Source organism: Aquicoccus sp. SU-CL01552, assembly GCF_040365005.1.
In the GTDB taxonomy this organism is placed as follows: Bacteria; Pseudomonadota; Alphaproteobacteria; order Rhodobacterales; family Rhodobacteraceae; genus Antarcticimicrobium.
Genome location: NZ_BAABWV010000003.1, coordinates 35,486 through 61,178, shown reverse-complemented (window position 1 = coordinate 61,178; position 25,693 = coordinate 35,486). Strand labels below are relative to the sequence as shown.

Below are 25,693 nucleotides of genomic sequence, written 5' to 3'. Positions count from 1 at the left end.
TTGTTGGTTGTGGCAGAGAGATATATCTTGCATCACCGAACGCAATTACCCAGAAAGCAGGCCATCTGTGAGCTGGCGCACATATTGGGAGAGGCCTATGGACAACTGGGACGAGATCCGCACCGCATTTCAGGTCGCCCGCATGGGCACGGTCAGCGGCGCGGCCGAGGTGCTGGGCGTGCACCATGCCACCGTCATCCGCCATATCGACGCGATCGAGGGGCGGCTGGGCGTCAAGCTGTTCCAGCGCCACGCCCGCGGCTACACCCCCACCGAGGCGGGCCAGGACCTGTTGCGCGTGGCACAGGCGACCGAGGATCAGTTCAACCAGCTCTCCGGCCGGCTCAAGGGGCAGGGCGACGAGGTAAAGGGCGAACTGGTCGTGACCTCCCTGGCGTCGCTGTCGCCCTTGCTGGTGCCGGCGCTGGCCGAGTTCCAGGCGAGCCATCCCGGCCTGATCGTGCGCTTCCTGACCGGCGAGCGGCTGTTCCGCCTGGAATATGGCGAGGCACATGTGGCGATCCGCGCCGGCTCGGCCCCGGACCAGCCCGACAACGTGGTGCAACGCTTCGCGGAGCTGCCGATAGCGATGTATGCTTCCAAGGGCTATATCGCCGAACATGGCCGCCCCGAGGTCGGGGATTTCGCCCGGCACCATTTCGTCGGCGCGGATGATCCCGACAGCCGCGCCCCCTATGCCAAGTGGCTGCAGGCCCATGTCCCGCCAGAGGCGGTCACCTTTCGCTGCAACAGCGGCGAGGCGACCCATGAGGCGATCCTCGCCGGCGCCGGCATCGGCTTCATGGCGGTGTGGGAGGCGGCGCGCCACCCGGGCCTGGTCCAGGTGATGCCGCCGCAGGACGACTGGACGGGCGCGCTCTGGCTGGTCACCCACGTGGACCTGCACCGGACCAACAAGGTGCAGAGTTTCCTGCGCCATCTCAAGGAACGGTCGCAGGAGTGGTGCAAATGAGCGATGCAAGGTCCGCGACCCGCGCCGGGCTCAGCCCGCGGGCGCAGGGGCACCTGGCGATGCTGGCCTTCTCGGCGCTGGTGGCGGGGTCCTTCTCGCTCGGCACGCAGGTCGCGAACGAGATCGCTCCGGCGGCCCTCAACGCGGCGCGGTTTGCCATCGCGGCGGTGGTGATCGGCATCATCGCGGCGGCCACCGGCAAGGTCAGCCGCGCCGCCTTCGCCGCGCCCTGGCGGTACCTGGTTCTCGGCGGGCTCTTCGCCGCCTATTTCGTGCTGATGTTCGAGGGGTTGAAGACGGCCCGGGCGGTCAGCGCCTCGGCGGTCTTTACGCTGACCCCGATCCTCTCGGCGCTGTTCGGCTACTGGCTGCTCCGGCAGGTCACCACTCGCCGCATGGCCGCCGCGTTGGCGGTGGGGGCGGGCGGTGCGCTCTGGGTGATCTTCGACGGCGACTGGCAAACGGCCAAGGCGTTTCACATCGGCAAGGGCGAGGTGATCTATTTCGTCGGCTGCATCGCCCACGCGGCCTATACGCCCATGGTCCGGCGGCTGAACCGGGGCGAACCGGCGGTGATGTTCACTTTCGGCATGTTGCTGGCGGGCTTCGTAGTGCTGGTCCTGTTCGGCTGGACCGACATCCGCGCGACGCAATGGGGGGCGCTGCCGCCGATCGTCTGGGTCGGGCTGTTCTACCTGGCGATCTTTGCCAGCGCGGCCACCTTTGTCCTGTTGCAATTCGCCACGCTGCGGCTGCCCTCGGCCAAGGTGATGGCCTACACCTATCTCACCCCGTCCTGGGTGATCCTGTGGGAAATCGCCCAGGGCCACGGCGCGCCCAACGGGCTGGTGCTGGTGGGCATCGCGATGACGGTGGTGGCGTTGATCCTGCTGCTGGAACAGGACGCCTGACATGACCGAACAGGATATCCGCCTGACTGTCTCGCTGGGCGCCCTCAGCCGGCCGGATCTGAGGATCCGCTTTCGGGCGTATGATCGGCTGGCGGGCTGAGCTCGGCCTCGAGGAACCGCTCGAAAGCGTCGAGGTTGACCGGCTCGAACTGGCCGAACCCCTGCATCCAGACACTGGCGGCGCGCAGCGCGTCCGGCTCCAGCTTGCACCATTTCACCCGCCCGCGCCGTTCCTGGCTGATCAGCCCGGCGCGGCTGAGGATGACCAGGTGCTTGGACACCGCCGCCAGCGACATCTCGAAGGGCTCGGCCACGTCCGTCACCGCCATGTCATCTTCCAGCAGCATCGACAGGATCGCCCGCCGGGTCGGGTCGGCGAGGGCGGCGAATACCATGTCGAGAGGATCTGTCATGCGCAGCCCCTAGCGCCGGGGCGCGGCGATCGTCAACCGTTTGGTTGAATATGCCTTTCGCGCCATTCTGGGGCCGGGGGCCGTCGCCCGGCACCGCCGTCGCCCCTTCTTCTCTTTAAAAATACTCACTATAACAAAGCCTTAGGCATTTCCTGTCGTCGCCATTCTAGGAATTGACTCTGCGCCCCCGCCCGCTTAGCACCTTGCTTGGAAAAGCGTGGGGTAGACGCCGGTGAGTGATGACGACCAAAAGCAGCGCCTGGCGCAGCTGGAGGCGCGGATCGCGGCGGCGAAAGAGGCGCAGGCGCCCAAGCCCCGTGCGGATGAGCATTATTCACAGGCACAGCATGCCTGGCGGATGGTGGTCGAACTTGTTGCCGGTCTCGGGATCGGCTTTGGCATCGGATACGGGCTGGACAGCCTGTTCGGGACGATCCCGATCTTCCTGGTGCTGTTTACATTGCTGGGCCTTGCCGCGGGGGTGAAGACGATGCTTCGCAGCGCGCAGGAGATCCAGGAGCAGAAATTGGCCGATGAGGCCGAGCGAGACGACGAGAGGGACTGAACGTGGCAACCGAAGCGCATGGTGCAGAACACGCCGCCGAAAGCGGCGGCCTGGTATTCCACCCGATGGATCAGTTCATCGTGAAGCCGCTGTTCGGGGGTGACACGCTGGCTTGGTACACGCCGACCAACGCGGCGCTGTGGATGGGGCTTTCGGTCGTTGCGATCATCGTCCTGCTGGTCATGGGCTCGTCGCGCCGCGCCGTGGTGCCGACGCGGATGCAGTCGGTGGCCGAGATGGCCTATGGCTTCATTCACAAGATGGTCGTGGATATCTGCGGCAAGGAGGGGGTCAAGTTCTTCCCCTACGTGATGACGCTGTTCATGTTCATCGTCTCCGCCAACTTCCTCGGCCTGCTGCCGCTGTCGTTCTCCACCACCTCGCATTTCGCCGTCACCGTGGTGCTGGCCCTGCTGGTGTTCCTGAGCGTGACCATCCTTGGCTTCGTCAAGAACGGCGCCGGTTTCCTCGGCCTGTTCTGGGTCTCGAGCGCGCCGCTGCCGCTGCGCCCGATCCTGGCGATCATCGAATTGATCTCGTACTTCGTGCGCCCCGTCAGCCACTCCATTCGTCTGGCCGGCAACCTGATGGCGGGACACGCCGTGATCAAGGTGTTCGCGGGCTTTGCCGCGCTGACCGTCGTCAGCCCGGTCTCGGTTCTGGCGATCACTGCCATGTACGGTCTGGAGGTCCTGGTGGCCTTCATCCAGGCCTATGTCTTTACCATTCTGACCTGCGTGTACCTCAAGGATGCGCTGCATCCGTCGCACTAAGGTCCGACCCTCACCTACATATCAAAACTTCCAATCGTAAGGAGATATCATCATGGAAGGCGATCTCGCACACATCGGCGCAGGCCTCGCAGCAATCGGTTCCGGCGCAGCCGCAATCGGGGTTGGCAATGTTGCCGGCAACTTCCTGTCGGGCGCTCTGCGCAACCCGTCGGCCGCCGCCGGTCAGACCGCGACCCTGTTCATCGGTATCGCGTTTGCAGAAGCACTGGGCATCTTCTCGTTCCTGGTCGCCCTTCTGCTGATGTTCGCCGTCTAAGCGCCTTCGGAACACCTGATCCTTACGGTCGGGCGGCGCGGGGATGACCCGGCGCTGCCCGATGTAGGCTAAGTTCCCAAGGAGAACGACATGGCAACAGAGACACAAGACGCAGGTCACGCCGCGGCAGAGATGGCGCATGGCGCCGCCGATGGCGGCGCGGGCATGCCGCAGCTGGATTTCTCGACCTTTCCGAACCAGATTTTCTGGCTGGTTGTCACGCTTGTCGTGATCTACCTCGTCCTGTCGCGGGTCGCGCTGCCGCGCATCGGCGGCATTCTGGCCGAACGCGCCGGGACCATCACCAACGATCTGGCCGCGGCCGAAGATCTGAAACAAAAGGCCGCCGAGGCCGAGGACGCCTATAACAAGGCGCTTGCCGAGGCCCGGACCGAAGCACAACGCATCTCCGCCGAGGCGCGTGCCGAGATCCAGGCCGGCCTGGACGACGCCATCGCCAAGGCCGACGCCGAGATTGCCGCCAAGGCCGCCGAGTCGGAAAAGGCCATCGCCGAGATCCGTGCCGGCGCGCTGGAGAGCATCGAGGTCGTGGCCAAGGACACCGCCGCCGAGATCGTTTCGGCGATGGGCTTCAAAGCGGACGAGGCCGCCGTTTCCGGCGCCGTCGCCGACCGGATGAAAGGGTAAGACAGATGCGCAATTTGACCGCCCTGATCCTGAGCCTCGGCTTCGCCAGCCCCGCGCTGGCGGCCTCCGGCCCGTTCTTCTCGCTGCACAACACCAACTTTGTTGTGCTCATCGCCTTCATCGTCTTTGTCGGGGTCCTGTTCTACTTCAAGGTCCCGGGGATGATCGGCGGGGCGCTGGATACCCGCGCTGCCGGGATCAAGTCCGAACTGGACGAGGCCCGCGCCCTGCGCGAGGAGGCTCAGACGCTGCTGGCCTCCTACGAGCGCAAGCAGAAGGAAGTGCAGGAGCAAGCCGGACGGATCGTGGCCCAAGCCAAGGCCGACGCGGACACCGCTGCGGAACAGGCCAAGGCTGACCTGGAGAAATCCATCGCCCGCCGCCTGGCCGCCGCCGAGGACCAGATCGCCTCGGCTCAGACCGCCGCCGTCAAGGAGGTGCGCGATCAGGCCGTGACCATCGCTGTGGCCGCCGCGAATTCGGTCATTGCCAAGCAGATGACCGCCGCCGACGGCAACAAGCTGATCGACGCCGCCATCTCGGAGGTGGAGGCCAAGCTGCACTGACCTTTGGGATCACGCACTTGCAGACATGAAAACCCGGCCCTTGGGCCGGGTTTTTCTTTTGTCGAACCGGCGCTCTTTCGATTTGGAGATCAGCCGCGACTCCTGTCGCGCCCGGTTTCCCGGGACAGCCGTTGCCGGGCGATCGCCTCGTTGCGTTCGGCGCGCCTCTGGTCCTCTAGCGCACCCTGGACATAGTCCAGGTGCGCCTCGACCGCCGCGCGGGCACCGGCCGGGTCGCGGGCCTGCAAGGCGGTGTTGATCGCCCGGTGCTGGTCCAGCAACGCCGCGCGCGAGGTACGCTGCTTGAACATCACCTGCCGATTATAGAACACCCCCTGCCGCAGCAGGTCGTACATCGACCGCATCATGTGCAGCATCACCACGTTGTGGCTGGCGTCGATGATGGCCGAGTGGAACTGCGCGTCCAGCCGCGCCTCTTCTTCGACGTTGTTGGGCCGGTTCTGCGCCGCCTCCATCCGTGCGAAAATCGCTTGGATCACCTTCAGGTCGCTATCCGATCCCAGCCGCGCCGCGCGCTCGGCGGCCAGCCCCTCCATGTCGCGCCGAAACGAGAGGTAATCGAACACCGCCTCGTCATGGGCACCGAACAGCCGGATCAGCGCCGGCGAAAAGGCCGAGCCAAGCACGTCGGCCACGTAGATGCCGGAGCCGGCCCGCGTGGTCAGCAGCCCGTCCTGCTGCAACTCGGCCACCGCCTCGCGCAGCGACGGGCGCGACACCCCGAGCCGGTCGGCCAGGTCGCGCTCGGCCGGGAGCCGCTCGCCCGGGCGCAGGATGCCCCGGAGGATCAGCTTCTCGATCTGGCGGACGACCGAGGTTGACAGTTTTTCAGGCTGGACCTTTTGAAAGGGCATGGTGACTTCCGATTGACCAAGACGGGTTATAGGCCCGCACCGGGTTTGCCTCAACCGCATTCGCCGACGGGCAGACGCGCCCGGGAGGGGGCCGGCACGCGACAAGGGACATGACCGCAAACGGATTGGCCGCAAGATTGCGTTAACCAGCCCGCGCCAGACTGCCCCGATGCGGTTCCTGTCTATGCTTTCCCTTGTCCTCCTCATCGGCTGCAACGCGCCCAGCGGGTATTTTCGCGCCAGTCCGGTCACCCGCATCGCGGTGAACGGCAGCGTTTTCGAGGTCCGCGCCCGTGCCACCTTGGCCGAGGCGGTTCGGGTCAATCCGCAATATGCCCCGCGCCTCGGCCCGATCCGCGCCCGCGCCGGTATCGCGATGGCCTTGGTGACGGGGTGCTCAGTCACTCGGATCCTGGGCGATCAGGCGCAGATCCTCGGCCGGTTGGACTGCCCGACACGGCGCGCGCGCCCTCTGCCCGTGCGGGAGGCCTGCCGCCGTATCTACAGGGGCGGAACCGGCATCGCGCGGTATCGCTGCGCCGGGGTGGGGCCGGTGGACGAACCGGCAAAACCCCGCCCAGAATCGTCAATATATTGGGGATAACCCCGCCCTGCATGCCAGATACAGCAGTAACGCCGTTGACTCGGACCGCCCCTAGGCGCCACATTTTACCCTCAACAGGAATCAAACTGGACCGCCCTTGCGCTTCTCCAAGCTCAGACTGACCGGCTTCAAAAGCTTCGTCGACCCGACCGATCTGGTGATCGCCGACGGGCTGACCGGCGTGGTCGGGCCCAATGGCTGCGGCAAGTCGAACCTGCTCGAAGCGCTGCGCTGGGTGATGGGGGAAACCCGCGCCAAGGCGATGCGCGGATCGGGCATGGAGGACGTGATCTTTGCCGGCTCCGGCAGCCGGCCGGCGCGCAACTTTGCCGAGGTCACCCTGCAGATCGACAACTCCGACCGGCTGGCGCCGGCGGGGTTCAACGATACCGACACGCTGGACATCATCCGCCGCATCACCCGCGACGTCGGCAGCGCCTACAAGGCCAACGGCAAGGACGTGCGTGCGCGCGACGTGCAGATGCTGTTCGCCGACGCTTCCACCGGGGCGCATTCGCCGTCGCTCGTCCGCCAGGGCCAGATCTCGGAATTGATCAACGCCAAGCCCAAGGCGCGCCGCCGCATCCTGGAGGAGGCGGCGGGCATCTCCGGCCTGTACCAGCGCCGGCACGAGGCCGAGCTGAAGCTGCGCGCGACCGAGACCAACCTGACCCGCGTCGACGACGTGTTGGAACAGCTCTCGGTCCAGCTTCAGCAACTGGCGCGACAGGCCCGGCAGGCCGCTCGCTATCGTGAGATCGGGGAACAATTGCGCCTGTCCGAGGGGATGCTGCTCTATCGGCGCTGGCGCGAGGCTGACGAGGCCCGCGCCGCGGCCGAAACCGTGCTGCGCGAGCGCACGACCGAGGCCGCCCGCGCCGAGACCGAGGCGCAACAGGCTGCCCGCGCCCGCGCCGAGGCAGATGAGGCGATGCCCCCCCTGCGCGAGGAAGAGGCGATCGCGGCGGCGATGCTTCAACGGCTCCAGGTCGAGCGCGACGCGCTCAACGACGAGGAGGCCCGCGCGCGCAAGACCATCGAGACCCTGACCGCCCGCATCGACCAGCTTGGCCGCGACATCGAGCGCGAGACAGGCCTCAACCGCGACGCCGGCGAGACCATCGAGCGGCTGGAGTGGGAGGCCCGCGAACTCGCCAAGGCCAGCGAAGGGCAGGACGAGCGGTTGTCCGAGGCCGCCGAACTGTCCCATGAGGCCGCCTCGGTGCTGCAGGACCGCGAGGAACACCTCAGCCAGGTGACCGAGGATGTCGCCCGCCTGGCCGCGCGCCACCAGTCGGCGCAGCGCCTTTTGGGCGACAGCCGCAAGACCCTGGACCGCTCCGAGGCCGAAGAGGAGAAGGCCCGCCAGGCGGTCGCCCAGGCGCAAGAGGCGGTGGAGGGCGCCGACGCGGCCTTCGAGGCCGCACAAGAGGCGGCGGAAGAAGCACAGGAGGCCGCCGAAGCAGCCGAAGAGGCACTGACCGCCGCCGACGAGATGCGCACCGACATCCAGGCGCGCGAGGCCGAGGCCCGCGCGCAACGCTCCGAGGCCGAGGGCGAGGCCGGCGCGCTGCGCGCCGAGACCCAGGCCCTGGCCAAGCTGGTGGCACGCGACACCGCCGAGGGTGGCCAGGTGCTCGACCTGCTGCGGGTGACGCCGGGCTATGAAAAGGCGCTCGGTGCCGCGCTCGCCGACGATTTGCGCGCCCCCGTGGTCGAGGAGGACGGCCCGTCGGGCTGGGCGCAGCTGCCCGGCTACAGCGCCGCGCAAACCCTGCCCGAGGGGGTCACCGGGCTGGCCAACTATGTCACCGTCCCCGAGGTGCTTGCCCGCCGCATCGGCCAGATCGGGGTAATCGAGGCCGAGGACGGTCCGCGCCTGCAACTTCTGCTGAAACCGGGGCAGCGGCTGGTCACGCTCGAGGGCGACCTGTGGCGCTGGGACGGCTACCGCGCCTGGGCCGAGGATGCCCCCAGCGCCGCCGCCCTGCGGCTGGAACAGCTGAACCGCCTCGAGGCGCTCAAGCAGGAGCTGGAACAGGTCAACGCCCGCGCCGAGGGCGCCCGCGCCGCGCATGAGAGCCTGAACCGCAAGCTGGCCGAGGTGACCGAGGCCGACAAGGCCGCCCGCGCCGCCCGCCGCGCCGCCGATCAGCGGGTCGCGGATGCCGCCCGCGCCCTCAGCCGCGCCGAATCCGAACGCAACCTCGCCGCTGGCCGGCTGGAGAATCTCGGTCTTGCCGTCACCCGCCACAAGGAAGACGCGATGGCCGCCCGCGCCCAGCTGCGCGAGGCCGAGGCCGGGCTGGCCGAACTGGGCGATCTGGACACCGCCCGGGCGCAGGTCGAGGCGATCCGCCAGAGCGTCGAGGCGTCGCGCATCACCATGCTCACCCGCCGCTCCGCCCATGACGAGCTGCGCCGCGAGGGCGAGGCGCGCACCAGGCGCCAGCAGGAGGTCACCAAGGAGATCAGCGGCTGGAAACACCGGCTCGATACCGCCGAACGCCGCATCGCCGAACTGATCGAACGCAAGACGGGATCGGAAGAGGAGTTGGAGGCCGCCCGCGCGGTGCCCGAACAGATCGCCGAAAAGCGCGAGGACCTGTCAGAGGCCAGCGCCGAGGCCGAAACGCGCCGCGCCAGCGCCGCCGACGCGCTGGCCACCGGCGAGGCGGTGCAGCGCGCCGCGATCCAGGCCGAGCGTGACGCCGAACGCCACGCCTCCGACGCGCGCGAAGGGCGTGCCGCCGCCGAGGCCCGGATGGAGGCCGCCCGCGAAACCGTGCAGGCCGCCGCCGAGCGCATCGCCGAGGACATGCAGCTCACCCCGAACCAGTTGCTCAACCAGCTTGACGTGGCGCCGGGCGACATGCCCCGTGCCGACGTGCTCGAGGCCGACGTCAACCGCTACAAGCGCCAGCGCGACGCGCTCGGCGCGGTCAACCTGCGCGCCGAGGAGGACGCCCGCGAGGTGCAGGAGGAATTCGACACCCTGTCGCACGAAAAGACCGACCTGGAAGAGGCGATCAAGACCCTGCGCAGCGGTATCGCCGGCCTCAACCGAGAGGGCCGCGAACGGCTGCTCACCGCCTTTGAACAGGTCAACAGCAACTTTGCCATGCTGTTCCGGCATCTCTTTGGCGGCGGCGAGGCCAACCTCGTCATGGTCGAAAGCGAGGATCCCCTCGAGGCCGGCCTCGAGATCATGTGTCAGCCGCCGGGCAAGAAGCTCTCGACGCTGTCGCTGCTCTCGGGGGGCGAACAGACGCTGACCGCGCTGGCGCTGATCTTTGCGGTGTTTCTCGCCAACCCGGCGCCGATCTGTGTGCTCGACGAGGTCGACGCACCGCTAGACGACGCCAACGTGACCCGGTTCTGCGATCTGCTCGACGAGATGTGCCGCCAGACCGACACGCGGTTCCTGATCATTACCCACCACGCCGTGACGATGAGCCGGATGGACCGCCTGTTTGGCGTCACCATGCAGGAACAGGGGGTCAGCCAGCTTGTCTCGGTCGATCTGAAAAAGGCCGAATCGCTGGTGGCGTGAATTGCCACGCCCCGGCGTTTCTCCTCGAACTCCCCCCGCGTGCGGCGCTAGAATGGATCATGATCCGCCGTCTGCTTCTCTCGAGTCTGTTGCTGTTCCCCGCCGCGCTGCCGGCGCAGGACTGGGATTGGCCGGCGTCGGATTTCGACGGGCTCTACACGGGCGAAAAGCTGCGCTTCTCCGCGGCCCCCAAACTGGCGCCCGACGGGTCGGTCCGGCGCCAGTTGCCCGCCCGGAGCTCGCAGGACTTCGGCCTGTTCACCCTGCGCCGGGACGGTCGGCTTTGCATTGACTACGGCGACGGAACCAGCCGCTGCGACCTCTACCTGCGCGAGGGCCAGATGCACCTGCTACTGTCCGAGGGTCAGGGGCGGTTCCCGTTCCGTTTCGAACTGGGCGTCGGCAACTGATCCGTCACAGCCGGTTCAGCAGTGCCGCGGTCGGCCAGGCGTCGGCGGGCAGGCCCAGCCGTTTCTGCTCGGCCTGCACCGCGGCGCGGGTGCCGCCGCCCAGGATACCGTCGATCTTGCCAACGTCATGGCCCCGGGCCTGCAACTTGGCCTGCAACTGCTTCATCTGCGTCCCCGACAGCCCCGGCTCGGGATTGCCCGCGTCATAGACCTTTCCGCCCTCCAGCCGGGTGGCGAAATAGGCGGCGGTGAGGACATAGGTGAAACTCTGGTTCCACTCGAAATAGACCTGGAAGTTGGGATAGGCGATGAACGCCGGCCCCTTGCGCCCCTGCGGCAGGATGATCGAGGCCGGCAGTGACCCCTTCGCCAGCTGTCCCGCGCGCGGGCGCACGCCCATCTTCGCCCAGTCGGCCACCGTCCGGGTCTGGCCCGGCCCGGTCAGCGACCAGTCCAGCGTGTCGGGCACCCGCACCTCCTGCAACCACGGCTCGCCGGCGCGCCAGCCCAGGTTCGACAGCATCTTGCCCCCCGACATCAACGCATCGGGCGCCGAGGTCTTCAGCCGCACATGCCCGTCGCCGTCGCCGTCCACCCCGTTCTCGATGATGTCGCGCGGCAGCATCTGCACCATGCCGATCTCGCCGGCCCAGGCCCCCGTGGTCCGCGCCGGGTCGAAATCGCCATGTTCGTACAGTTCCAGCGCCGCAAAGATCTGCGGTCGGAACAGCTGCGGGCGGCGGCAATCATGCGCCAGCGTGGTCAGCGCGTTCAGCGTGTTGAAATCGCCCTGGAACCCGCCGTAATCAGTCTCGAACGCCCAGAACGCCAGCAGCACCCCGCGCGAAACGCCGAACTCGCGCTCGATCCGGTCGAAAACGGAGTCGTATTTCTTCGCCATCGCGCGGCCCCGGTCGATCCGGTTCTGCGAGATAAGCCGGCGCGAGAACTCGATGAAGGGTTTCTGGAACACGCCCTGCGCGCGGTCGGCGCGCAGCACCTTTGGATCCTGTCGCACGTTGCGGAAAAACGCGTTCACCGTTCCCCGGTCATGCCCCTTGCTCACAGCCTCGGACCGGAGTCCGTCGACAAAGGCGGAAAACGCGCCGCCGCATTGTGCATGGGCGGTGGGGGCGGCAAGGCACAGGGCGATCAAAGGGGCGAAAAGGCGCATGAAATCAATATCCTTGAATAAGTCGCCGCTACCATAACGGCAGCAGCAACGCACAGGCAACGGTGAGCAGAAGGAAAACCAACCAGACCCGCCAGAGCAGTCGCGCCGCCGCCGCGACCTGCCCCGGGCCGATGCGTTTTCGGCCAGTGGGATTCACCCAGGGCAGGTCCCGCATCCGCCCGTCATAGCTGCGCGGTCCGGCCAGCGCGACATCCAGCGCGCGGGCCGCCGCCGCCTCGGGCCAGCCGGCATTGGGGGAGCGGTGCCGCCGCGCATCCGACGCGATCGCGTGCCACTCCCGCATCTGCCCGGTGAAAACGGCGATCAGAACGCCGGTCAGCCGGGCCGGGATCAGGTTCATCAGGTCGTCGGCGCGCGCCGCCGCCTTTCCAAAGGCTTCATAGCGCGCGTTGCGATATCCGATCATGCTGTCGGCGGTGTTGATCACCTTGTACAAAACGAGGCCCGGAGTCCCCAAAATCAGGAACCAGAACGCCGGCGCGATCACCCCGTCAGACAGGTTTTCCGCCGCGCTCTCGATGGCGGCGCGGGCGACCTGGCTTTCGTCCATCGCGCCGGTATCGCGGCTGACGATCCGGGCGACCATGCGCCGCCCCTCCTTGAGCGAGAGGCGCAACCCGTCGGCGACCGCCTGCACATGCTGCACCAGCGCCCGCTGCGCCAGCAGCACCGCGGCGGCCAGGACCTCGGCCACCGGCCCCAGCCGGGTCAGCACCTCACCCAGCGTCAGCGCCCCCAGCGCCAGCAGCGCGAGGGCAAGCGCCCCCTTGAGCACGAGACCGTTGCCCCGGTTGAGCAGCCGGTCCAGCGCCGAGACCGCGCGCCCCATCAGTACCGCCGGATGCGGCAGCCGCTTCCACAGCCAATCGGGTTCGCCGAGCAACGCATCGAGGACAAGCGCCATGGCCAGCAGCGCGGCGGTGGTCACAGCGCCGCCTCCAGCCGCGCCCAGCCCTCGGCTGGAGGCAGGCCAAGCCGAAGAAGGTTCTGAGAATACGGGAAAATTCGGCTCCACACGTGATGACGGGCCAACCGGTCCCGCCAGGCAGCGGCGTCATCGACGCGATACAGTCGGAACAGGTCGGTGCCGCCCGCCACCTTGGCACCGCGCCGGATCGCCAGCGCATCCATCCGGGCGGCATCGCGGGCCAGTCGGGCGCGCGTCGTCTCGGCCCAGCCGGTGTCGCGCAGGGCCAGTGCCCCCACCCGCAGCGCCGGGCCGGAGACCGGCCAGGGTCCCAGCAAGTCGGACAACCGCGCGATTGTGTCCGGCGCGGCGATGGCAAAGCCCAGCCGCAGACCGGCCAAGCCCCAGAACTTGCCAAAGCTTTTCAGCATCACCACACCGGGCCGCGCCGCCAGTGCGACCAGCGACCGCCCCGGGCAGATGTCGCAAAAGCTCTCGTCGATCACGGTCAGCGGCGCATCGGCCTCGCGTGCGGTCCAAAGCCGCCCGTCGGGGTTGTTCGGATGCACCAGCACCCGCGCCTCGGCCAGACCATCCCCGATCACGGTCCAGCCCTGGGCGGCAAAGCTGGCGGCATGTTCGTTGTAGGTGGGCGCGGCGATCCGCACCCGACCGGGCGCCGCCAGCGCGGGAATGCGCGCGATCAGGGCCGAGGCCCCCGGCGCGGCCAGCACCTCGGCCCCGTCGGGCACCTGCCAGAGGTCTCGCGCGGCCTGCACCAGCGCCTCTTGCGCGGCGTGGTCGGGCAGGGCGGTCCAATCCGACGCGACCAGCGCCGGCAGGGGGTAGGGGGTTGGATTGATGCCGGTGGACAGATCCAGCCAGTCGGCGCGCGCGCCGCCGTACCGGGCGATCGCCGCATCAAGGCCACCGCCATGGTCGCGGGGCGTTCGGGTGTCGGTTGGGGCGTCGTTCGGCATCTTGCGGACCCGGTTGCTCGAGGGACATCGCACCGCTTCAACCGGATTTCCCGTCGCGGCACAAGCGGGCGGTGCAACCGTGCTTGGAGAATTCCGGGAACCTCGCTAGACTGCACGTTGCGCAGAATGACGGCGTTCAGAGGTTCACCAGGTGCCGAACAAGGTCACGAACACACTTATCGTCGAGAGCGACCCCAACCTGGGTGAACTCTGGGCGCGGCACCTGCGGCGGCAGGGCGGGACCGTGCGTCTTGCGCAGACCCAAAGCGAGGCGATTCTCGCCTTGCAGGCCGAAAGTTTTGACATCATCGTACTCGACCTGATCCTCTCGGACGGCAGCGCGCTGGCGGTGGCCGATTTCGCCAGCTTTCGCAGCCCGGACACCCGCGTGATCTTTGTCACCGACACCACGTTCTTTTCCGACGGCTCGATCTTTGCCCATAGCGCGAATGCCTGCGCCTATGTGCAGACCGACACCCTGCCCGAGGATCTGGCTGCCATCGTCGAGCATTACGGTTCTGCGCGGTAGGGGGCGTCTCAGGCCTCAGCCCCGGTTGTGCGGCGCCCAGAGGTTGAGGCGGGGAGCTACGGGCACGATCCGGTGCGGGTTGATCCCGTCATGGCTGTAGAAATAGTGGCGCCGGATGTGGTCGAAGTTCACCGTCGCGGCGACGCCCGGCCACTGGTACAGCTCGCGGGTATAACCCCACAGGTTGGGGTAATCGACGATCCGTTGCCGGCTGCATTTGAAATGCAGGTGATAGACCGGGTCAAAGCGGATCAGCGTGGTGAACAGGCGCCAGTCGGCCTCGGTGATCCGGTCGCCCATCAGGTAGCGGTTCTCGCCCAGCCGAGCCTCCAGCCAGTCGAGCGTGTCGAACAGGGGCCGCACCGCCTCTTCATAGGCCGCCTGCGTGGTGGCGAAACCGGATTTGTAGACACCGTTGTTCAGGGTGTCATAGATGCGCGCGTTGACCGGTTCGATCTCTGCGTGCAACTCCTCGGGCCAGAAATCCGCCCTGTTGCCGGTAAGCCCGTCAAAGGCACTGTTGAACATGCGGATGATCTCGGCGCTTTCGTTTGACACGATGGTCTCGCGCTGGCGATCCCAGAGGATCGGTACGGTGACCCGGCCGCTGAACGACGGGTCGGCGCGGGTATAGAGCTGATGCGCAAAGTCATGGCCGTACAGAAGGTCGCCGGTGGCGCCCTCGAAACCGGTGGAAAAGCTCCATCCGTTGTCCAGCATGTCGGGGTGGACAACGGAAACGCCGATGTGATCCTCCAGCCCCTTGAGCGCGCGAAAGATCAGCGTGCGATGCGCCCAGGGGCAGGCGAGGCTGACATAGAGGTGATAGCGCCCCGATTCGGCGGCAAACCCGCCGGTCCCGCTGGGCCCGGCGCTGCCGTCGGGGGTGATCCAGTTGCGAAATTTCGCCGCCGCGCGTTCGAATCGCCCGCCGGTCTTGGCGGTGTCGTACCAGGCGTCGTGCCATGTCCCGTCGATCAGCAAACCCATTTTTGCCCTCCTTGGATGTTGGTCCGGGACCTAGGCGGCCTCGTCCGCCTTGCCCATCCCCATGGCTGCGCATTTCCCCTGCACGACTGCACAGTGGGGGTGCTGCAAAAAGGCAGCGGATCGCCGCCACTTGCGCCAAGGGGCGATCTGCACGCTTGCCTTTGTGCCGTCCTCGCCCAAAGTGAGGATCGACTTGGGGAGGATCGTGACGTGACCACCTATCTTTCGGATGAACTGCGCGCCGGGCTGGATGCGGCGCGATTGGCGGGATTGAAAAAGGCCAGCCGCCTGCGGGTGCTGGCCGGTGACGACTTCCACAAGGTCCTGCGGCTGTGGCGCGACGGTTTCGCGGTCGAGGCCGGCGAGGGGGCGCAGTTGCGAGGGCTGGTCGATCTCTACGACGGCAGCAATCACCTGTACCAATGCCTGATCGTTGCCGCCGAGGAAGAGGGCGGCGAGATGCGCTACGAGTTCAAGCGTTCAACCGCCGCGATGGACCGCGCGCCGCTGGACTACAGCCGCGATCCCGAGGCGCCGGCGGCGCTGTTGCCCCGGCCGGAGTGACCGGGGCCGAACCCTATTGCAGATCGCCGAAGGCGGCGCTCAGCCGGGCGCAGGCGTCCTCGATCCGCGCCCGCTGGGTGCCGAGGTTGAAGCGCAGGAAATTATCGCCGCCCAGCCCGAAGGTGGTGCCGTGGTTGGCGGCGATCCCGGCCTGCTGTTCCACCCTGCGGGTGAACTCTGCCCGCTCCATCCCGGTGCCCGAGAAATCGACCCAGGCGAGGAAGGTGGCGTCGAGCTCCATCGACTTGAGGCCGGGGATGTCGGCGATGGCGGTGTCGAAAAGCCTGCGGTTGCCGTCCAGGTAGACCATCAGCTCATCCACCCAGGCCGCGCCCTCGGGCGAATAGGCCGCCGCCAGAACCGCCTGCCCCATCGAGTTGCCCGACAGGTTCAGCGCCGCCATCCGCGCCGCGAACCGTTCCCGCAGCTTGTCGTCGGGGATGATCACGTTGCCGGTGTGCAACCCGGCCACGTTGAAGGTCTTGGAGGGTGCGGTCAGCATCATCAGCCGGTCGGTGATCGTGGGGTCGGCCACCGGCATCGGCAGGTGCTTTTGCCCCGGATAGACCAGGTCGTGGTGGATCTCGTCCGAGATCAGCAACAGGTCATGGCGGCGGCAGAAATCACCGACGCCCTGCAATTCCTCGCGGGTCCAGACCCGGCCGCCGGGATTGTGCGGCGAACACAGGATCACCATCTTTTCGTCGCCGGTCATCTGCGCGTCCCAGGTCTCGAAGTCCAGCGTATAGCGGCCGTCTTCGTTGGCCATCTCGCACTCGACAACCTTGCGGCCGGCATTGCGGATCACCTTGGCAAAGGCGTGGTAGACCGGCGTGAACAGCACGATGCCGTCGCCGGGGGCCGTGAAGGTGTCAAGGCACATGCCCACGCCGTTGACCAGCCCGGTGGTGGTGAAGATCCAGTCCGGCTCCACTTTCCAGCCGTGGCGGTTGTCCATCCACCAGCGGATCGCGCCGGTATATTCATCGGTGTTGTCGAAATAGCCGAACACCCCGTGCGCGATCATGTCGCGCATCCGGTCCAGTACCACGTCGGGGGCGCGGAAATCGGTGTCGGCCACCCACATCGGCAACCCGTCCTCGGGCGAAACGCCGTAAACGGTTTCCATCTTGTCCCATTTCGCGCAATGGGTGCCGCGGCGGTCGATAATCTCGTCAAAATTCATGGGGGTCTCCGTCTGGTTGCGGCGGAGGCTAACGGGAATGGCGCCGGGCGCAAGGGGGGGCGTTGCGAAGGGCGGGGTGATCGCCTAAATCACAGTCATGAAACGCTCGATCCTGATCCATCCCGACCCGCGGCTGAAAAAGCTGTGCGCGCCGGTGCCCGACGTCTCCGACGACTTGCGCAAGCTGGCCGACGACATGCTGGAAACCATGTACCACGCCCCCGGCATCGGCCTTGCCGCGCCGCAGGTGGGGGTGCTCGACCGGCTGATCGTGCTGGATTGCGTCAAGGAAGAGGGGGCCGAGCCGAAACCCCTGGTGATGTTCAACCCCGAGATCCTCGCCAGTTCGGATGAGACGAGCAGCTATGAAGAGGGCTGCCTTTCGATCCCCGAGCAATTCGCCGAAGTGACCCGCCCCTCCGAGGTCGAGGTGACCTGGATGGACCGCGACGGCAACGCCCGCAAGGAAACCTTCGACGGGCTATGGGCAACCTGCGTACAGCATGAGATCGACCATCTGAACGGCAAGCTCTTCATTGATTATCTCGGCCCGATGAAGCGGCAGATGATCACCCGCAAGATGCAGAAACTCAAGCGCGACATGGCGCGCGCCTGAGATGGTCGCGCGCCCGACCCTGCGCTGGCCCGACAAGCGACTGCGCACCGCTGCCGAACCGGTGGAGGAGATCACCGACCAGATCCGCGCTACCTGGGACGACATGATCGACACCATGGAGGCGATGCCCGGCGTCGGTCTTGCCGCGCCGCAGATCGGCGTGATGCTGCGCCTCGCGGTCGTCGATGCCTCCGAGGCACGTGGCCAGGCGGTGCGCATGGCCAACCCGGAGGTGCTGCATGCCTCGGTGCAGCCGCGTGTCCATGAGGAGGCCAGCCCCAATCTGCCCGGCGTCTCGGCCCGGATCGAGCGTCCGCGCGCGGTGACGGTGCGGTTCCTGAATGAACAGGGCGAACAGGAAGAGCGCGATTTCGTCGGCCTCTGGGCGACCAGCGTCCAGCACCAGATCGACCACCTGGCGGGGCGGATGTATTTCGACCGGCTCAGCAAGGTCAAACGCGACATGCTTTTGCGCAAGGCGCGCAAGCTGGCAGGCTGACCGCCCAAGTGACGTCGCGTTCGCGTCCTTTGGGGCGTTTTGGCCGTTGCATCCCGCCCGTCCCTTTCGCCTTTTCGGGGCGACGAGAACCAGGCAGGGAACGCGCAAATGGCCAAGGACACATTGGAATTCATCCCCTTCGAGAGCTTCGAGGTCGGGCAGGTGCAGGAATTCGGCGCCTATGAGGTGACCAAGGAAGAGGTCATCGAGTTCGCCGGAAAGTACGACGCGCAGTTTTTCCACCTCGACGAGGAGGCGGCGAAAGAATCGCTGTTCGGAGGGCTTTGCGCCAGTGGCTGGCACACCTGCGCCATGACCATGGCGATGATGGTTGAGAACATGGACAAGTCCGGCCGTGGGCTGGGTTCGCCCGGCATCGATTCGCTGCGTTGGATGAAACCCGTCTATCCGGGCGAGGTTCTGTCCGTCCGCATGGAGGTGATCTCGCTGCACCCCTCCAAAAGCCGCCCCGAGATCGGCATCGTGAAAAACAAGGTGACCGTCCTCAACCAGGATGGCGTGCCGGTGATGGAATTCGTCAGCAACGGCATTTTTCCCCGCGGGAAATCCTAACGCGCCGCCGATGCTGGACACCGGGCAGCGCATGGCTAAGGTGCGCGGCGTTGATACCCCCGGCGACAAGGCAGAGGTCAGGCGATGCGCATCATCTTCATGGGAACCCCGGATTTCTCGGTGCCGGTGCTCGACGCGCTGGTCGAGGCCGGGCATGAGATCGCCTGCGTCTACTGCCAGCCGCCGCGCCCCGCCGGACGCGGCAAGAAGGATCGCCCAAGCCCGGTGCAGGCGCGGGCCGAGGCGCTGGGCCTGCCCGTCCGCCACCCGGTCAGCCTGAAGGGTGCCGAGGCGCAGGCGGAGTTCGCGGCATTGGGCGCCGATGTCGCCGTCGTCGTGGCCTATGGGCTGATCCTGCCGCAGGCGATTCTGGACGCGCCGGCCAAGGGCTGCCTCAACATCCACGCCAGCCTGCTGCCGCGCTGGCGTGGGGCTGCTCCGATCCACCGCGCGATCATGGCCGGCGATGCCGAGACCGGCGTCTGCATCATGCAGATGGAGGCCGGGCTCGATACCGGGCCGGTGCTGCTGCGCGAGGCGACGCCGATCGGCGCGGAAGAGACCACCGCCGAACTGCATGACCGCCTGTCCGCGATGGGGGCGGCGCTGGTGCTGCGGGCGCTGGAGCGGCTGGATGACCTGACGCCGGTGCTGCAGCCCGAGGACGGCGTGACCTATGCCGAGAAGATCGACAAGTCCGAGGCGCGGGTGGACTGGACCCAACCCGCCGAGGTGGTCGACCGCAAGATCCGCGCACTGTCGCCCTTTCCCGGTGCCTGGTGCGAGATCGACGGCGCGCGGGTGAAACTTCTGGCCTCGCGCCGGGCCGAGGGCAGCGGCGCCCCGGGCGAGGTCCTGGACGACGCGCTGACCGTCGCCTGCGGCACGGGTGCGGTGCAATTGACCCGCTTGCAACGGGCGGGCAAGGCGGCGCAGGATGCCGAAGTGTTCCTGCGCGGGCTGTCCGTGGTGCGGGGCGCGCGGCTGGATTAGGCCGAGGGAAAGGCGGGGTCATGTTCCTGACGTTGATGGGCACGGTGGTGATCGCGGGGATTGTCGGCTATGGCGCCGAGAAAACCGGCTTTACCCGCAACGGGATCCTGCAATCCATCATCATCTGCATCGGGGGCGCCTTCCTGTTCTATTTCCTGCGCCTGATGTTCGGAATCGGCTTTGGCTCTCCGGGAATGAATGCCATCATCTCTTCGATCGGGGCGCTGATCATCGTGCCGTTCCACTGGCGGAGGTAAGCGAATGGGCATCATTTTCCTGATCATCATCGGCGCGGCGGCGGGGTTCCTTGCTACCCGGATGATGAAGGTCGAGGCCGACATCCCCACCACTATGCTGATCGGCATCGTCGGCGCCTTGCTGGGCGGGCTGATCCTGCGGGCGCTGCTGACCATGATGGGGGCGCTGTCCGGCTTCGTCGGCGCGGTGCTGGGGGCGATGCTGGTGATCTGGATCTGGCAGACCTATTTCCGGCGATAGAGTCGCGCCGGGGCGCTGCGGGAAACCTGCACTCGCCTGCCCGGTCCACCGCTCCCGCGCGCCTTGACAAAGGCTGGCGCGGAGGGGCCGAACCCACTACGCTCAAGGGCTCGGCCCGTCGCCTTCGGGCGGCAGGCGGTTCCACTCGGTTCCTGGAGAGCCCGTGTCATGAGAACGCGTTTCATCCATAGCGTCCTGCAATTGCGCAAGCGCCTCTGGGCCAAGCCCGCGCTCTATTGCCTGATGGCGGTGCTCGCCTCCTTTCTCGCGCAGGCGGCGGATTACTGGTCGGCGGGGAGCCTGCTGCCCGAGATCACGCCGGATACGATCCAGACATTGCTGACCATCATTTCCTCGTCGATGCTGGCGGTCGCGACCTTTGCCGTGGGCTCGATGCTGGCCAGCTATTCCTCGGCCAGCGCCTCGGCCACGCCGCGCGCCTTCGCGCTGGTGCTGGCCGATGACGTCTCGCAGACCGCGCTGTCCAGTTTCATCGGGGCCTTCATCTTCAGCATCGTCTCGATCGTCGCGCTCAAGACCGGCCTCTATGGCCGGGGTGGGCTGTTCGTGCTGTTCGTCCTGACCCTGGCGATCTTTGCCTGGGTCATCCTCACCTTCGTGCGCTGGGTCGACAACATCGCCCGCCTCGGTCGGCTGGGCACCACGATCGACAAGGCCGAGGCCGCCGCCCGCACCACCCTGAAGGCGCGGCGTCTCAAGCCGTTCCTCGGCGGCGTCGAGAAGACGGAGCGCACCGCGCTTCGGGGCAGCAAGGTGTTCTGCGACGACATTGGTTATGTTCAATACGTCGACATGAAGGTCTTGCAGGCCATTGCGGAGGAGCACGAGGTGCGGATCATGGTCGATGCCATGCCCGGCTCGTTCTTGGCGCCGGGCCGGCCGGTGGTGATCCTCGATACCGAGGAGGATCCCGACGACAAGCTTGCACGGCGCATCGCGAACGCCTTTGTCATCGGCGAAAACCGGACCTTCGACGTGGACCCCCGGTTCGGCCTTATCGTGCTGTCCGAGATCGCGGCGCGGGCCCTGTCGCCGGCGGTGAACGACCCCGGCACCGCCATCGTGATCATCGGGCGCTTCGTGCGGCTGTTCTCGGCCTGGGCCGAGCCGGTGGAGGAGAGCGAAAGCACCAAAGCGATCTATGACCGCGTCATCGTTCCGACGCTGGAACTGGCCGAGATGTTCGATGACGCTTTTACCGCGATCGCCCGCGATGGCGCCGGCGCGGTGGAGGTCGGCATCCGGCTCCAAAAAGCGTTCCTGTCGCTCTCGACCCTCGATTTCCCCGGCTTCGCCGAGCAAGCCCGCCGTCATTCCGCGCTGGCGCTGGATCGCGCCCGGGACAGGCTGCCGTTGCAGGACGACGTCACGCGGCTGGAGCGGATCGCGCGCCTGCTGGCCTGAGCTCCGGACCGCCGACCAGGGGCCCGAGAGCGTCCGCGTTGGAAATACGGGCGTTTTCGCCTAGACTGGTCCTGTTTCGCGGCAAGGGGCCGGTCATGCGCGTGCTGTCACTGATCCTCGTCCTACTGATCCTGCCCTCAGCCCTGCTGGCCGGGCGGGTGGCGCTGGTGATCGGCAACGCCGACTATTCCGCCGTGGCGCCGCTGGACAACCCGCGCAACGATGCCGAGGCCGTCGCCGACGCGCTGGAACGGCAGGGGTTTTCCGTGCTGCGCGGCACCAACCTGGGCCGGATCGGGATGCGGGATGCGCTGCGCAAGTTTCGCGACATGGCCGACCGGTCCGAGATCGCTTTGGTCTACTACGCCGGTCACGGCATCGAGATCGGCGGCACCAATTACCTCGTCCCGGTCGATGCCCGTCTCGAGGACGAGCGCGACGCGCCGCTGGAGATGGTCGATCTGGACCTGGTGCTGCGCCAGATCTCAGGCGCGGGGGAGATGAAGATGGTGGTGCTGGACGCCTGTCGCAACAATCCCTTCGTCATGCGAATGCAGCGGCCCGGCGCCAGCCGCAGCGTCAGCCAGGGCCTGGCCGATATCCGCACCAACCAGAGCGATACTCTGGTGGCCTATGCCGCCGCAGCCGGCGCGATCACCCCGGACGGACCCGAGGGCGGAAACTCGCCCTTTACCGCCGCCTTTCTCGCGGCGTTGGCGGGGCCACCGGCGGATGTGCGCCGGGTGCTGGGCCGGGTCCGCGACCGGATGCGCCAGACGGTGCCGGGGGCGGCGCCCTTTGTCTATTCCTCGCTGGGGGGTGGTGAGTATGTCATCAACCCCGATAGTGCGGGCGCCGTTGCCTCCGCTCCCGGCCCGGTGCCCGATTCCGACCCCGCCGTGCCCTCGCTGGCCGAGGATTTCGTCCGCATCGACCGTGACGGAACGCTGGCCGACTGGGATGCCTTCCTGATCCGGCACCAGCGGCAGAGCGATCATCCGCTCTATGCCTTTGCGCTGGAAAAACGTGAGTCCTTGCGCCCGCCCGCCCGAGGCCAACCGGATGACCCGGGCGCGCCGCGCGAAAGCCACGCCGCCCTCATCCCCGCCCCCCCCTCCGTGCCGGGGTCTGCAGCTCGCGTTCAGGACCTTCCATCGGTGGACGGTCTGGCCCGTGATATCCAGCGCATGCTTCGGGTCAGCGGCTGCTATCGCGGTGGCATCGACGGGATTCTCGGGCGCAAGTCACGGCGCGGGCTGGTGGTCTTCAGCGAAGTGGCCGGTGTTGCCTTGACGACCGAAGATCTTGACGATGCGGCGCAACTGCTGCGTATCCGCACCTTGCTCGAGACGCACGCGGGGGTCGAATGCCCGCCCGCGCCGGTGCGCACCACCGTGCGTAAACCGGCGCCGGCCAAACCGGCGGTCTCGCCCGTTACCCCGGCCGGCAAGGACACGGCATCGCAGGCCCACAAGGGCACCAATATTACCGGGGCGACGACGCGCAAGGACGCGACCAAGCTGGTGCCAGTCCGGACGTCAGACTGCATCGGCCCGAGGCGCAAGCTGCATGACTGCGACTAGGCTTTCGTCTTGAACGGTTTCATGCCCGCGCGTGCCAACTCGTCGGCGCGTTCGTTCTCCGGGTGGCCGGCATGCCCCTTGACCCATTTCCAGGTCACCTTATGGCGCGCCTGCGCCGCGTCCAGCCGCTGCCACAACTCGGCATTCTTCACCGGCTTTTTCGCCGCGTTCTTCCAGCCGTTCTTCTTCCAGCCGAAGATCCAGCCGGTGATGCCGTTCTTCACGTAATTGCTGTCGGTGACGATGGTCAACTCGCTGGCCCGCGTCAGGCTTTCCAGCGCGTTGATCGCGGCCAGAAGCTCCATGCGGTTGTTGGTGGTCTGGGCCTCGCCGCCCTTCAATTCGCGCTGCTTGACGATCTCGCCGCCCTCCATCGCGCGCAACAGCACCCCCCAACCCCCCGGGCCGGGATTGCCGGAACAGGCCCCGTCGGTATAGGCGATCAGCTCAGCCATGGGCGAGCACCGAGATCCAGGGCGCCGTGGTGCCGTCCAGCCCCTCGCCTGACCCGTGTTTGACATCTGTGGGCGTGAAGCCCGCCGTGCGAAGGTGGTCCATCAAGTCGTCCTCTGTGTAATAGGTATAGTGCCGCCCGATCCGGTCGCGGGCCGCCCCCTTGCCCAGCTTCAGCCCGATGAGAAAGACCCCGCCGGGTTTCAGGGCACGATGCAGCGCCGCCAGGTGGCGCGGGAAATCGGCGCGGGGGGCATGCAGCAGGCTGAAGTTGGCCCAGATCCCGTCATGGGTGGCGCTGCCCGCGATCTCGTCAAAACTGGCCTGTCGCGCGGTCACGCCCGGGTGCCTGCTCGCCATCTCGACCATCGCGGCCGAGGCATCCACCGCCTCGACCACCAACCCCGCCCGTGCCATCGCCGCCGCCGCCGCCCCGGGTCCGCAGCCGAGGTCGAGCACCCGGCCACCCGCCGGGCAGGCGGCGATGAACGCCGCCAGCCGCGGGTCGGTGGTGTTGTATTGGTCGGTCTTGGCGGCATACTCCGCCGCCCGGTCGTCATAGACGCCGATGGTTTGCGGATCGCTCACAGCCAGACCCCCACGGCGAGGCAGCCGATCGCCACCGCGCTCAGCAACAGGCGCAGCCGCATCCACCAGCGCGGCGTCAGCCCCCAATGGGAAAACGCCGCATCCAGCAGCAGCAGCCCGGCAAAGCCGAAGATCAGGTTGGTGCCCGCCGCCACCGGCCCGCCGCCGGTCATGAAGAACGCCCAGAGCGCCGGCAGCACCGACAGCAGGTAGCCGGTCGCCGCCTGTCCGCCCTGTGCTCGCGTGGCAAACCCCCAGAGCACCCCGGACATGAAGCTCAGGATCACCGAGCCATAGAACAGCTGGATATACGGCCCGACGAAACGCGGCCCCAGGTGCACCGCGCCCCAGGCTTGCAGGTCGGTGTTCAGGTAGGTCGCCGCGCCCCAGAGGAATGGGACCAGGCCGGCCAGGCCAAGCAGCAGCGGGGCAGGGGGGATGCGGTGCATTGGACGCTCCGGTCAGGCGGGCGCGCGCAGCACGCGCGGCACCTTGAATTCCACGTTTTCGACCGCCGTTTGTACGGTTTCCACCGTCACCTCGTAGCGGGCGCGAAAGGCTTCGATCACCTCGTTGACCAGCACCTCGGGCGCCGAGGCCCCGGCGGTGATGCCCACGCTTTCGATCCCCTCCAGCGCGCGCCAGTCGATGTTCTCGGCCCGCTGCACCAGCTGGGAATAGGAGCAGCCGGCCTTGGCCCCCACCTCGACCAGGCGGCGGGAGTTCGACGAGTTCGGCGCGCCGACCACCAGCATCGCGTCGCATTGGCCGGCCATCGCCTTGACGGCCTCCTGCCGGTTGGTGGTGGCGTAACAGATGTCTTCCTTGTGCGGTCCCACGATGGTGGGAAACCGCGCCCGCAGGGCGGCGACGATATCGGCGGTGTCGTCGATGCTGAGCGTGGTCTGGGTGACATAGGCCAGCCGGTCGGGATCGCGCACCGCGACCGTCGCCACGTCCTGCGGTGTCTCGACCAGAACCACCTCGCCCTCGGGCAACTGGCCCATGGTGCCGATGGTCTCGGGGTGACCGGCATGGCCGATCATGATCATCTGCAACCCGTTGTCGAAATGCCGCTGCGCCTCAATATGCACCTTGGAGACCAGCGGGCAGGTGGCATCGACATAGACCATGTGCCGCTGCTCGGCCTCGGAGGGCACCGATTTCGGCACCCCATGCGCCGAGAAGATCACCGGGCGATCCACCGGGCAATCCTCCAGCTCCTCGACAAAGACCGCGCCCTTGTCGCGCAGCCCGTCGACGACGAACTTGTTGTGCACGATCTCGTGGCGCACGTAGACCGGGGCGCCCCATTTCTCCAGCGCCATCTCGACGATCTTGATCGCACGGTCGACCCCGGCGCAAAAGCCGCGCGGCGCGGCGAGAAAGAGGGTGAGGGGCGGTTTGGTCATGTCGCGGTCTCCTTGCCCCGACAGGTAAGGCCTCGGGCGGCGATGGTCCAGCCCGCCGGCGGCCCGGAATGCCGTTCACGCAGCCGTGATTGGACCTTCCCGCGGGGGAGGCTGGCACCCCTGCAACGGGACAA

Annotated in this window: 31 protein-coding genes; 20 read left to right on the top strand and 11 right to left on the bottom strand. The window is 67.2% G+C overall.

The window, feature by feature from the left end; genetic code table 11:
• Positions 1 to 97 precede the first annotated feature (97 nt).
• Positions 98 to 973: a LysR family transcriptional regulator gene (locus ABWV23_RS04550; protein ID WP_353345397.1), complete on the top strand. Its 876-nt coding sequence runs from the start codon at positions 98 to 100 to the stop codon at positions 971 to 973.
• Entirely contained in the window at positions 970 to 1,884 is a 915-nt protein-coding gene (locus tag ABWV23_RS04545; protein WP_353345395.1) for a DMT family transporter, read from the top strand. The genes ABWV23_RS04550 and ABWV23_RS04545 overlap by 4 nt, the downstream gene beginning before the upstream one ends.
• Positions 1,885 to 1,928: 44 nt before the next feature.
• Here ABWV23_RS04545 and ABWV23_RS04540 read toward each other — a convergent pair whose 3' ends face one another.
• Positions 1,929 to 2,297 carry an ArsR/SmtB family transcription factor gene (locus ABWV23_RS04540; RefSeq protein WP_353345393.1) on the bottom strand — a complete coding sequence of 123 codons (369 nt, stop codon included), beginning with the start codon at positions 2,295 to 2,297 and terminating at the stop codon, positions 1,929 to 1,931.
• A 232-nt stretch (positions 2,298 to 2,529) separates the two neighbouring features.
• Here ABWV23_RS04540 and ABWV23_RS04535 point away from each other — a divergent pair, with 232 nt between their 5' ends.
• From ABWV23_RS04535 to ABWV23_RS04515, 5 genes are all read left to right on the top strand, one after another.
• A complete protein-coding gene (locus tag ABWV23_RS04535; RefSeq protein WP_353345391.1) occupies positions 2,530 to 2,862 on the top strand; it encodes an AtpZ/AtpI family protein in 333 nt (110 codons plus the stop codon).
• 2 nt (positions 2,863 to 2,864) lie between these two features.
• Positions 2,865 to 3,635 carry a F0F1 ATP synthase subunit A gene (locus ABWV23_RS04530; RefSeq protein WP_353345389.1) on the top strand — a complete coding sequence of 257 codons (771 nt, stop codon included), beginning with the start codon at positions 2,865 to 2,867 and terminating at the stop codon, positions 3,633 to 3,635.
• Between the two features lie 52 nt (positions 3,636 to 3,687).
• On the top strand, positions 3,688 to 3,912 hold the full coding sequence (locus ABWV23_RS04525; RefSeq protein ID WP_084351458.1) for a F0F1 ATP synthase subunit C: 225 nt from the start codon (positions 3,688 to 3,690) through the stop codon (positions 3,910 to 3,912).
• Between the two features lie 90 nt (positions 3,913 to 4,002).
• Positions 4,003 to 4,560 carry a F0F1 ATP synthase subunit B' gene (locus tag ABWV23_RS04520; RefSeq protein WP_353345386.1) on the top strand — a complete coding sequence of 186 codons (558 nt, stop codon included), beginning with the start codon at positions 4,003 to 4,005 and terminating at the stop codon, positions 4,558 to 4,560.
• A 5-nt stretch (positions 4,561 to 4,565) separates the two neighbouring features.
• Positions 4,566 to 5,126, top strand: coding sequence for a F0F1 ATP synthase subunit B (locus ABWV23_RS04515; protein WP_353345384.1), 561 nt, complete (start codon positions 4,566 to 4,568; stop codon positions 5,124 to 5,126).
• Positions 5,127 to 5,215: 89 nt separating this feature from the next.
• Here the strand turns inward: ABWV23_RS04515 and ABWV23_RS04510 are convergent, their stop codons facing one another.
• On the bottom strand, positions 5,216 to 6,001 hold the full coding sequence (locus tag ABWV23_RS04510) for a FadR/GntR family transcriptional regulator (RefSeq protein WP_353345382.1): 786 nt from the start codon (positions 5,999 to 6,001) through the stop codon (positions 5,216 to 5,218).
• Between the two features lie 169 nt (positions 6,002 to 6,170).
• On the opposite strand from ABWV23_RS04510, the gene ABWV23_RS04505 reads away from it, so the two are divergent.
• From ABWV23_RS04505 to ABWV23_RS04495, 3 genes are all read left to right on the top strand, one after another.
• Positions 6,171 to 6,605, top strand: a complete 435-nt coding sequence (locus ABWV23_RS04505; protein WP_353345380.1) for a hypothetical protein — start codon at positions 6,171 to 6,173, stop codon at positions 6,603 to 6,605.
• Between the two features lie 97 nt (positions 6,606 to 6,702).
• Positions 6,703 to 10,158 (top strand): chromosome segregation protein SMC, encoded by a 3,456-nt coding sequence (smc, locus tag ABWV23_RS04500; protein WP_353345378.1) that lies wholly within the window; start codon positions 6,703 to 6,705, stop codon positions 10,156 to 10,158.
• A gap of 59 nt (positions 10,159 to 10,217) precedes the next feature.
• The gene (locus tag ABWV23_RS04495) at positions 10,218 to 10,568 is read left to right on the top strand and encodes a hypothetical protein (RefSeq protein WP_353345376.1); all 351 of its coding nucleotides are present in this window, start codon (positions 10,218 to 10,220) and stop codon (positions 10,566 to 10,568) included.
• 4 nt (positions 10,569 to 10,572) lie between these two features.
• On the opposite strand, the gene ABWV23_RS04490 is transcribed toward ABWV23_RS04495, so the two are convergent.
• Genes ABWV23_RS04490 through ABWV23_RS04480 form a run of 3 tightly spaced genes read right to left on the bottom strand, consistent with a single transcriptional unit; the run spans position 10,573 to position 13,650 of the window.
• Positions 10,573 to 11,742 (bottom strand): lytic murein transglycosylase, encoded by a 1,170-nt coding sequence (locus ABWV23_RS04490; RefSeq protein WP_353345374.1) that lies wholly within the window; start codon positions 11,740 to 11,742, stop codon positions 10,573 to 10,575.
• A gap of 28 nt (positions 11,743 to 11,770) precedes the next feature.
• Positions 11,771 to 12,691, bottom strand: coding sequence for an adenosylcobinamide-phosphate synthase CbiB (cbiB, locus tag ABWV23_RS04485; protein ID WP_353345372.1), 921 nt, complete (start codon positions 12,689 to 12,691; stop codon positions 11,771 to 11,773).
• Entirely contained in the window at positions 12,688 to 13,650 is a 963-nt protein-coding gene (locus tag ABWV23_RS04480; RefSeq protein ID WP_353345370.1) for a threonine-phosphate decarboxylase, read from the bottom strand. The genes cbiB and ABWV23_RS04480 overlap by 4 nt, the downstream gene beginning before the upstream one ends.
• 151 nt (positions 13,651 to 13,801) lie before the next feature.
• On the opposite strand from ABWV23_RS04480, the gene ABWV23_RS04475 reads away from it, so the two are divergent.
• On the top strand, positions 13,802 to 14,179 hold the full coding sequence (locus ABWV23_RS04475) for a response regulator transcription factor (RefSeq protein WP_353345368.1): 378 nt from the start codon (positions 13,802 to 13,804) through the stop codon (positions 14,177 to 14,179).
• Positions 14,180 to 14,194: 15 nt separating this feature from the next.
• On the opposite strand, the gene ABWV23_RS04470 is transcribed toward ABWV23_RS04475, so the two are convergent.
• Positions 14,195 to 15,169: a glutathione S-transferase family protein gene (locus ABWV23_RS04470; RefSeq protein WP_353345366.1), complete on the bottom strand. Its 975-nt coding sequence runs from the start codon at positions 15,167 to 15,169 to the stop codon at positions 14,195 to 14,197.
• Between the two features lie 210 nt (positions 15,170 to 15,379).
• Between ABWV23_RS04470 and ABWV23_RS04465 the strand changes: the two genes are divergently transcribed.
• The gene (locus ABWV23_RS04465; RefSeq protein WP_353345364.1) at positions 15,380 to 15,733 is read left to right on the top strand and encodes a hypothetical protein; all 354 of its coding nucleotides are present in this window, start codon (positions 15,380 to 15,382) and stop codon (positions 15,731 to 15,733) included.
• A 13-nt stretch (positions 15,734 to 15,746) separates the two neighbouring features.
• Here the strand turns inward: ABWV23_RS04465 and ABWV23_RS04460 are convergent, their stop codons facing one another.
• Complete coding sequence (locus ABWV23_RS04460) at positions 15,747 to 16,919, bottom strand: MalY/PatB family protein (RefSeq protein ID WP_353345362.1); 1,173 nt, start codon at positions 16,917 to 16,919, stop codon at positions 15,747 to 15,749.
• A gap of 97 nt (positions 16,920 to 17,016) precedes the next feature.
• On the opposite strand from ABWV23_RS04460, the gene def (ABWV23_RS04455) reads away from it, so the two are divergent.
• The 8 genes from def (ABWV23_RS04455) to ABWV23_RS04420 all read left to right on the top strand — a co-directional run bounded on the left by def (ABWV23_RS04455) (position 17,017) and on the right by ABWV23_RS04420 (position 23,106).
• Positions 17,017 to 17,535: a peptide deformylase gene (def, locus tag ABWV23_RS04455; protein WP_353345360.1), complete on the top strand. Its 519-nt coding sequence runs from the start codon at positions 17,017 to 17,019 to the stop codon at positions 17,533 to 17,535.
• A gap of 1 nt (position 17,536) precedes the next feature.
• Positions 17,537 to 18,034 carry a peptide deformylase gene (gene def / locus ABWV23_RS04450; protein ID WP_353345358.1) on the top strand — a complete coding sequence of 166 codons (498 nt, stop codon included), beginning with the start codon at positions 17,537 to 17,539 and terminating at the stop codon, positions 18,032 to 18,034.
• 108 nt (positions 18,035 to 18,142) lie between these two features.
• On the top strand, positions 18,143 to 18,607 hold the full coding sequence (locus tag ABWV23_RS04445; protein ID WP_353345356.1) for a MaoC family dehydratase: 465 nt from the start codon (positions 18,143 to 18,145) through the stop codon (positions 18,605 to 18,607).
• An 84-nt stretch (positions 18,608 to 18,691) separates the two neighbouring features.
• Positions 18,692 to 19,600 (top strand): methionyl-tRNA formyltransferase, encoded by a 909-nt coding sequence (fmt, locus tag ABWV23_RS04440; RefSeq protein WP_353345354.1) that lies wholly within the window; start codon positions 18,692 to 18,694, stop codon positions 19,598 to 19,600.
• Positions 19,601 to 19,620: 20 nt separating this feature from the next.
• Positions 19,621 to 19,857, top strand: coding sequence for a hypothetical protein (locus tag ABWV23_RS04435; RefSeq protein WP_353345352.1), 237 nt, complete (start codon positions 19,621 to 19,623; stop codon positions 19,855 to 19,857).
• Positions 19,858 to 19,861: 4 nt separating this feature from the next.
• The gene (locus ABWV23_RS04430) at positions 19,862 to 20,098 is read left to right on the top strand and encodes a GlsB/YeaQ/YmgE family stress response membrane protein (RefSeq protein WP_353345350.1); all 237 of its coding nucleotides are present in this window, start codon (positions 19,862 to 19,864) and stop codon (positions 20,096 to 20,098) included.
• Positions 20,099 to 20,266: 168 nt separating this feature from the next.
• Positions 20,267 to 21,523 carry a DUF2254 domain-containing protein gene (locus tag ABWV23_RS04425; protein WP_353345348.1) on the top strand — a complete coding sequence of 419 codons (1,257 nt, stop codon included), beginning with the start codon at positions 20,267 to 20,269 and terminating at the stop codon, positions 21,521 to 21,523.
• Between the two features lie 95 nt (positions 21,524 to 21,618).
• Entirely contained in the window at positions 21,619 to 23,106 is a 1,488-nt protein-coding gene (locus tag ABWV23_RS04420) for a caspase family protein (RefSeq protein WP_353345346.1), read from the top strand.
• Here the strand turns inward: ABWV23_RS04420 and rnhA are convergent.
• The 4 genes from rnhA to ispH are packed head-to-tail and all read right to left on the bottom strand — an operon-like array spanning position 23,103 to position 25,559.
• Positions 23,103 to 23,561 carry a ribonuclease HI gene (rnhA, locus tag ABWV23_RS04415; RefSeq protein ID WP_353345344.1) on the bottom strand — a complete coding sequence of 153 codons (459 nt, stop codon included), beginning with the start codon at positions 23,559 to 23,561 and terminating at the stop codon, positions 23,103 to 23,105. The genes ABWV23_RS04420 and rnhA overlap by 4 nt on opposite strands.
• Positions 23,554 to 24,147, bottom strand: coding sequence for a class I SAM-dependent methyltransferase (locus ABWV23_RS04410; RefSeq protein WP_353345342.1), 594 nt, complete (start codon positions 24,145 to 24,147; stop codon positions 23,554 to 23,556). The genes rnhA and ABWV23_RS04410 overlap by 8 nt, the downstream gene beginning before the upstream one ends.
• A complete protein-coding gene (locus tag ABWV23_RS04405; RefSeq protein ID WP_353345340.1) occupies positions 24,144 to 24,596 on the bottom strand; it encodes a DUF3429 domain-containing protein in 453 nt (150 codons plus the stop codon). Before ABWV23_RS04405 ends, ABWV23_RS04410 begins: the two co-directional genes overlap by 4 nt.
• A gap of 12 nt (positions 24,597 to 24,608) precedes the next feature.
• Positions 24,609 to 25,559 carry a 4-hydroxy-3-methylbut-2-enyl diphosphate reductase gene (gene ispH, locus ABWV23_RS04400; RefSeq protein ID WP_353345338.1) on the bottom strand — a complete coding sequence of 317 codons (951 nt, stop codon included), beginning with the start codon at positions 25,557 to 25,559 and terminating at the stop codon, positions 24,609 to 24,611.
• Positions 25,560 to 25,693 lie beyond the last annotated feature (134 nt).

Bases quoted from the DNA above. Each gene is read 5' to 3' on its own strand.
- ABWV23_RS04550 (WP_353345397.1), top strand. From the start codon at position 98: ATGGACAACTGGGACGAGATCCGCACCGCATTTCAGGTCGCCCGCATG.
- ABWV23_RS04545 (WP_353345395.1), top strand. From the start codon at position 970: ATGAGCGATGCAAGGTCCGCGACCCGCGCCGGGCTCAGCCCGCGGGCG.
- ABWV23_RS04540 (WP_353345393.1), bottom strand. From the start codon at position 2,297: ATGACAGATCCTCTCGACATGGTATTCGCCGCCCTCGCCGACCCGACC.
- ABWV23_RS04525 (WP_084351458.1), top strand. From the start codon at position 3,688: ATGGAAGGCGATCTCGCACACATCGGCGCAGGCCTCGCAGCAATCGGT.
- ABWV23_RS04520 (WP_353345386.1), top strand. From the start codon at position 4,003: ATGGCAACAGAGACACAAGACGCAGGTCACGCCGCGGCAGAGATGGCG.
- ABWV23_RS04515 (WP_353345384.1), top strand. From the start codon at position 4,566: ATGCGCAATTTGACCGCCCTGATCCTGAGCCTCGGCTTCGCCAGCCCC.
- ABWV23_RS04510 (WP_353345382.1), bottom strand. From the start codon at position 6,001: ATGCCCTTTCAAAAGGTCCAGCCTGAAAAACTGTCAACCTCGGTCGTC.
- ABWV23_RS04505 (WP_353345380.1), top strand. From the start codon at position 6,171: ATGCGGTTCCTGTCTATGCTTTCCCTTGTCCTCCTCATCGGCTGCAAC.
- ABWV23_RS04495 (WP_353345376.1), top strand. From the start codon at position 10,218: ATGATCCGCCGTCTGCTTCTCTCGAGTCTGTTGCTGTTCCCCGCCGCG.
- ABWV23_RS04490 (WP_353345374.1), bottom strand. From the start codon at position 11,742: ATGCGCCTTTTCGCCCCTTTGATCGCCCTGTGCCTTGCCGCCCCCACC.
- ABWV23_RS04480 (WP_353345370.1), bottom strand. From the start codon at position 13,650: ATGCCGAACGACGCCCCAACCGACACCCGAACGCCCCGCGACCATGGC.
- ABWV23_RS04470 (WP_353345366.1), bottom strand. From the start codon at position 15,169: ATGGGTTTGCTGATCGACGGGACATGGCACGACGCCTGGTACGACACC.
- ABWV23_RS04460 (WP_353345362.1), bottom strand. From the start codon at position 16,919: ATGAATTTTGACGAGATTATCGACCGCCGCGGCACCCATTGCGCGAAA.
- def (WP_353345360.1), top strand. From the start codon at position 17,017: ATGAAACGCTCGATCCTGATCCATCCCGACCCGCGGCTGAAAAAGCTG.
- def (WP_353345358.1), top strand. From the start codon at position 17,537: ATGGTCGCGCGCCCGACCCTGCGCTGGCCCGACAAGCGACTGCGCACC.
- ABWV23_RS04445 (WP_353345356.1), top strand. From the start codon at position 18,143: ATGGCCAAGGACACATTGGAATTCATCCCCTTCGAGAGCTTCGAGGTC.
- fmt (WP_353345354.1), top strand. From the start codon at position 18,692: ATGCGCATCATCTTCATGGGAACCCCGGATTTCTCGGTGCCGGTGCTC.
- ABWV23_RS04435 (WP_353345352.1), top strand. From the start codon at position 19,621: ATGTTCCTGACGTTGATGGGCACGGTGGTGATCGCGGGGATTGTCGGC.
- ABWV23_RS04430 (WP_353345350.1), top strand. From the start codon at position 19,862: ATGGGCATCATTTTCCTGATCATCATCGGCGCGGCGGCGGGGTTCCTT.
- ABWV23_RS04425 (WP_353345348.1), top strand. From the start codon at position 20,267: ATGAGAACGCGTTTCATCCATAGCGTCCTGCAATTGCGCAAGCGCCTC.
- ABWV23_RS04420 (WP_353345346.1), top strand. From the start codon at position 21,619: ATGCGCGTGCTGTCACTGATCCTCGTCCTACTGATCCTGCCCTCAGCC.
- rnhA (WP_353345344.1), bottom strand. From the start codon at position 23,561: ATGGCTGAGCTGATCGCCTATACCGACGGGGCCTGTTCCGGCAATCCC.
- ABWV23_RS04405 (WP_353345340.1), bottom strand. From the start codon at position 24,596: ATGCACCGCATCCCCCCTGCCCCGCTGCTGCTTGGCCTGGCCGGCCTG.
- ispH (WP_353345338.1), bottom strand. From the start codon at position 25,559: ATGACCAAACCGCCCCTCACCCTCTTTCTCGCCGCGCCGCGCGGCTTT.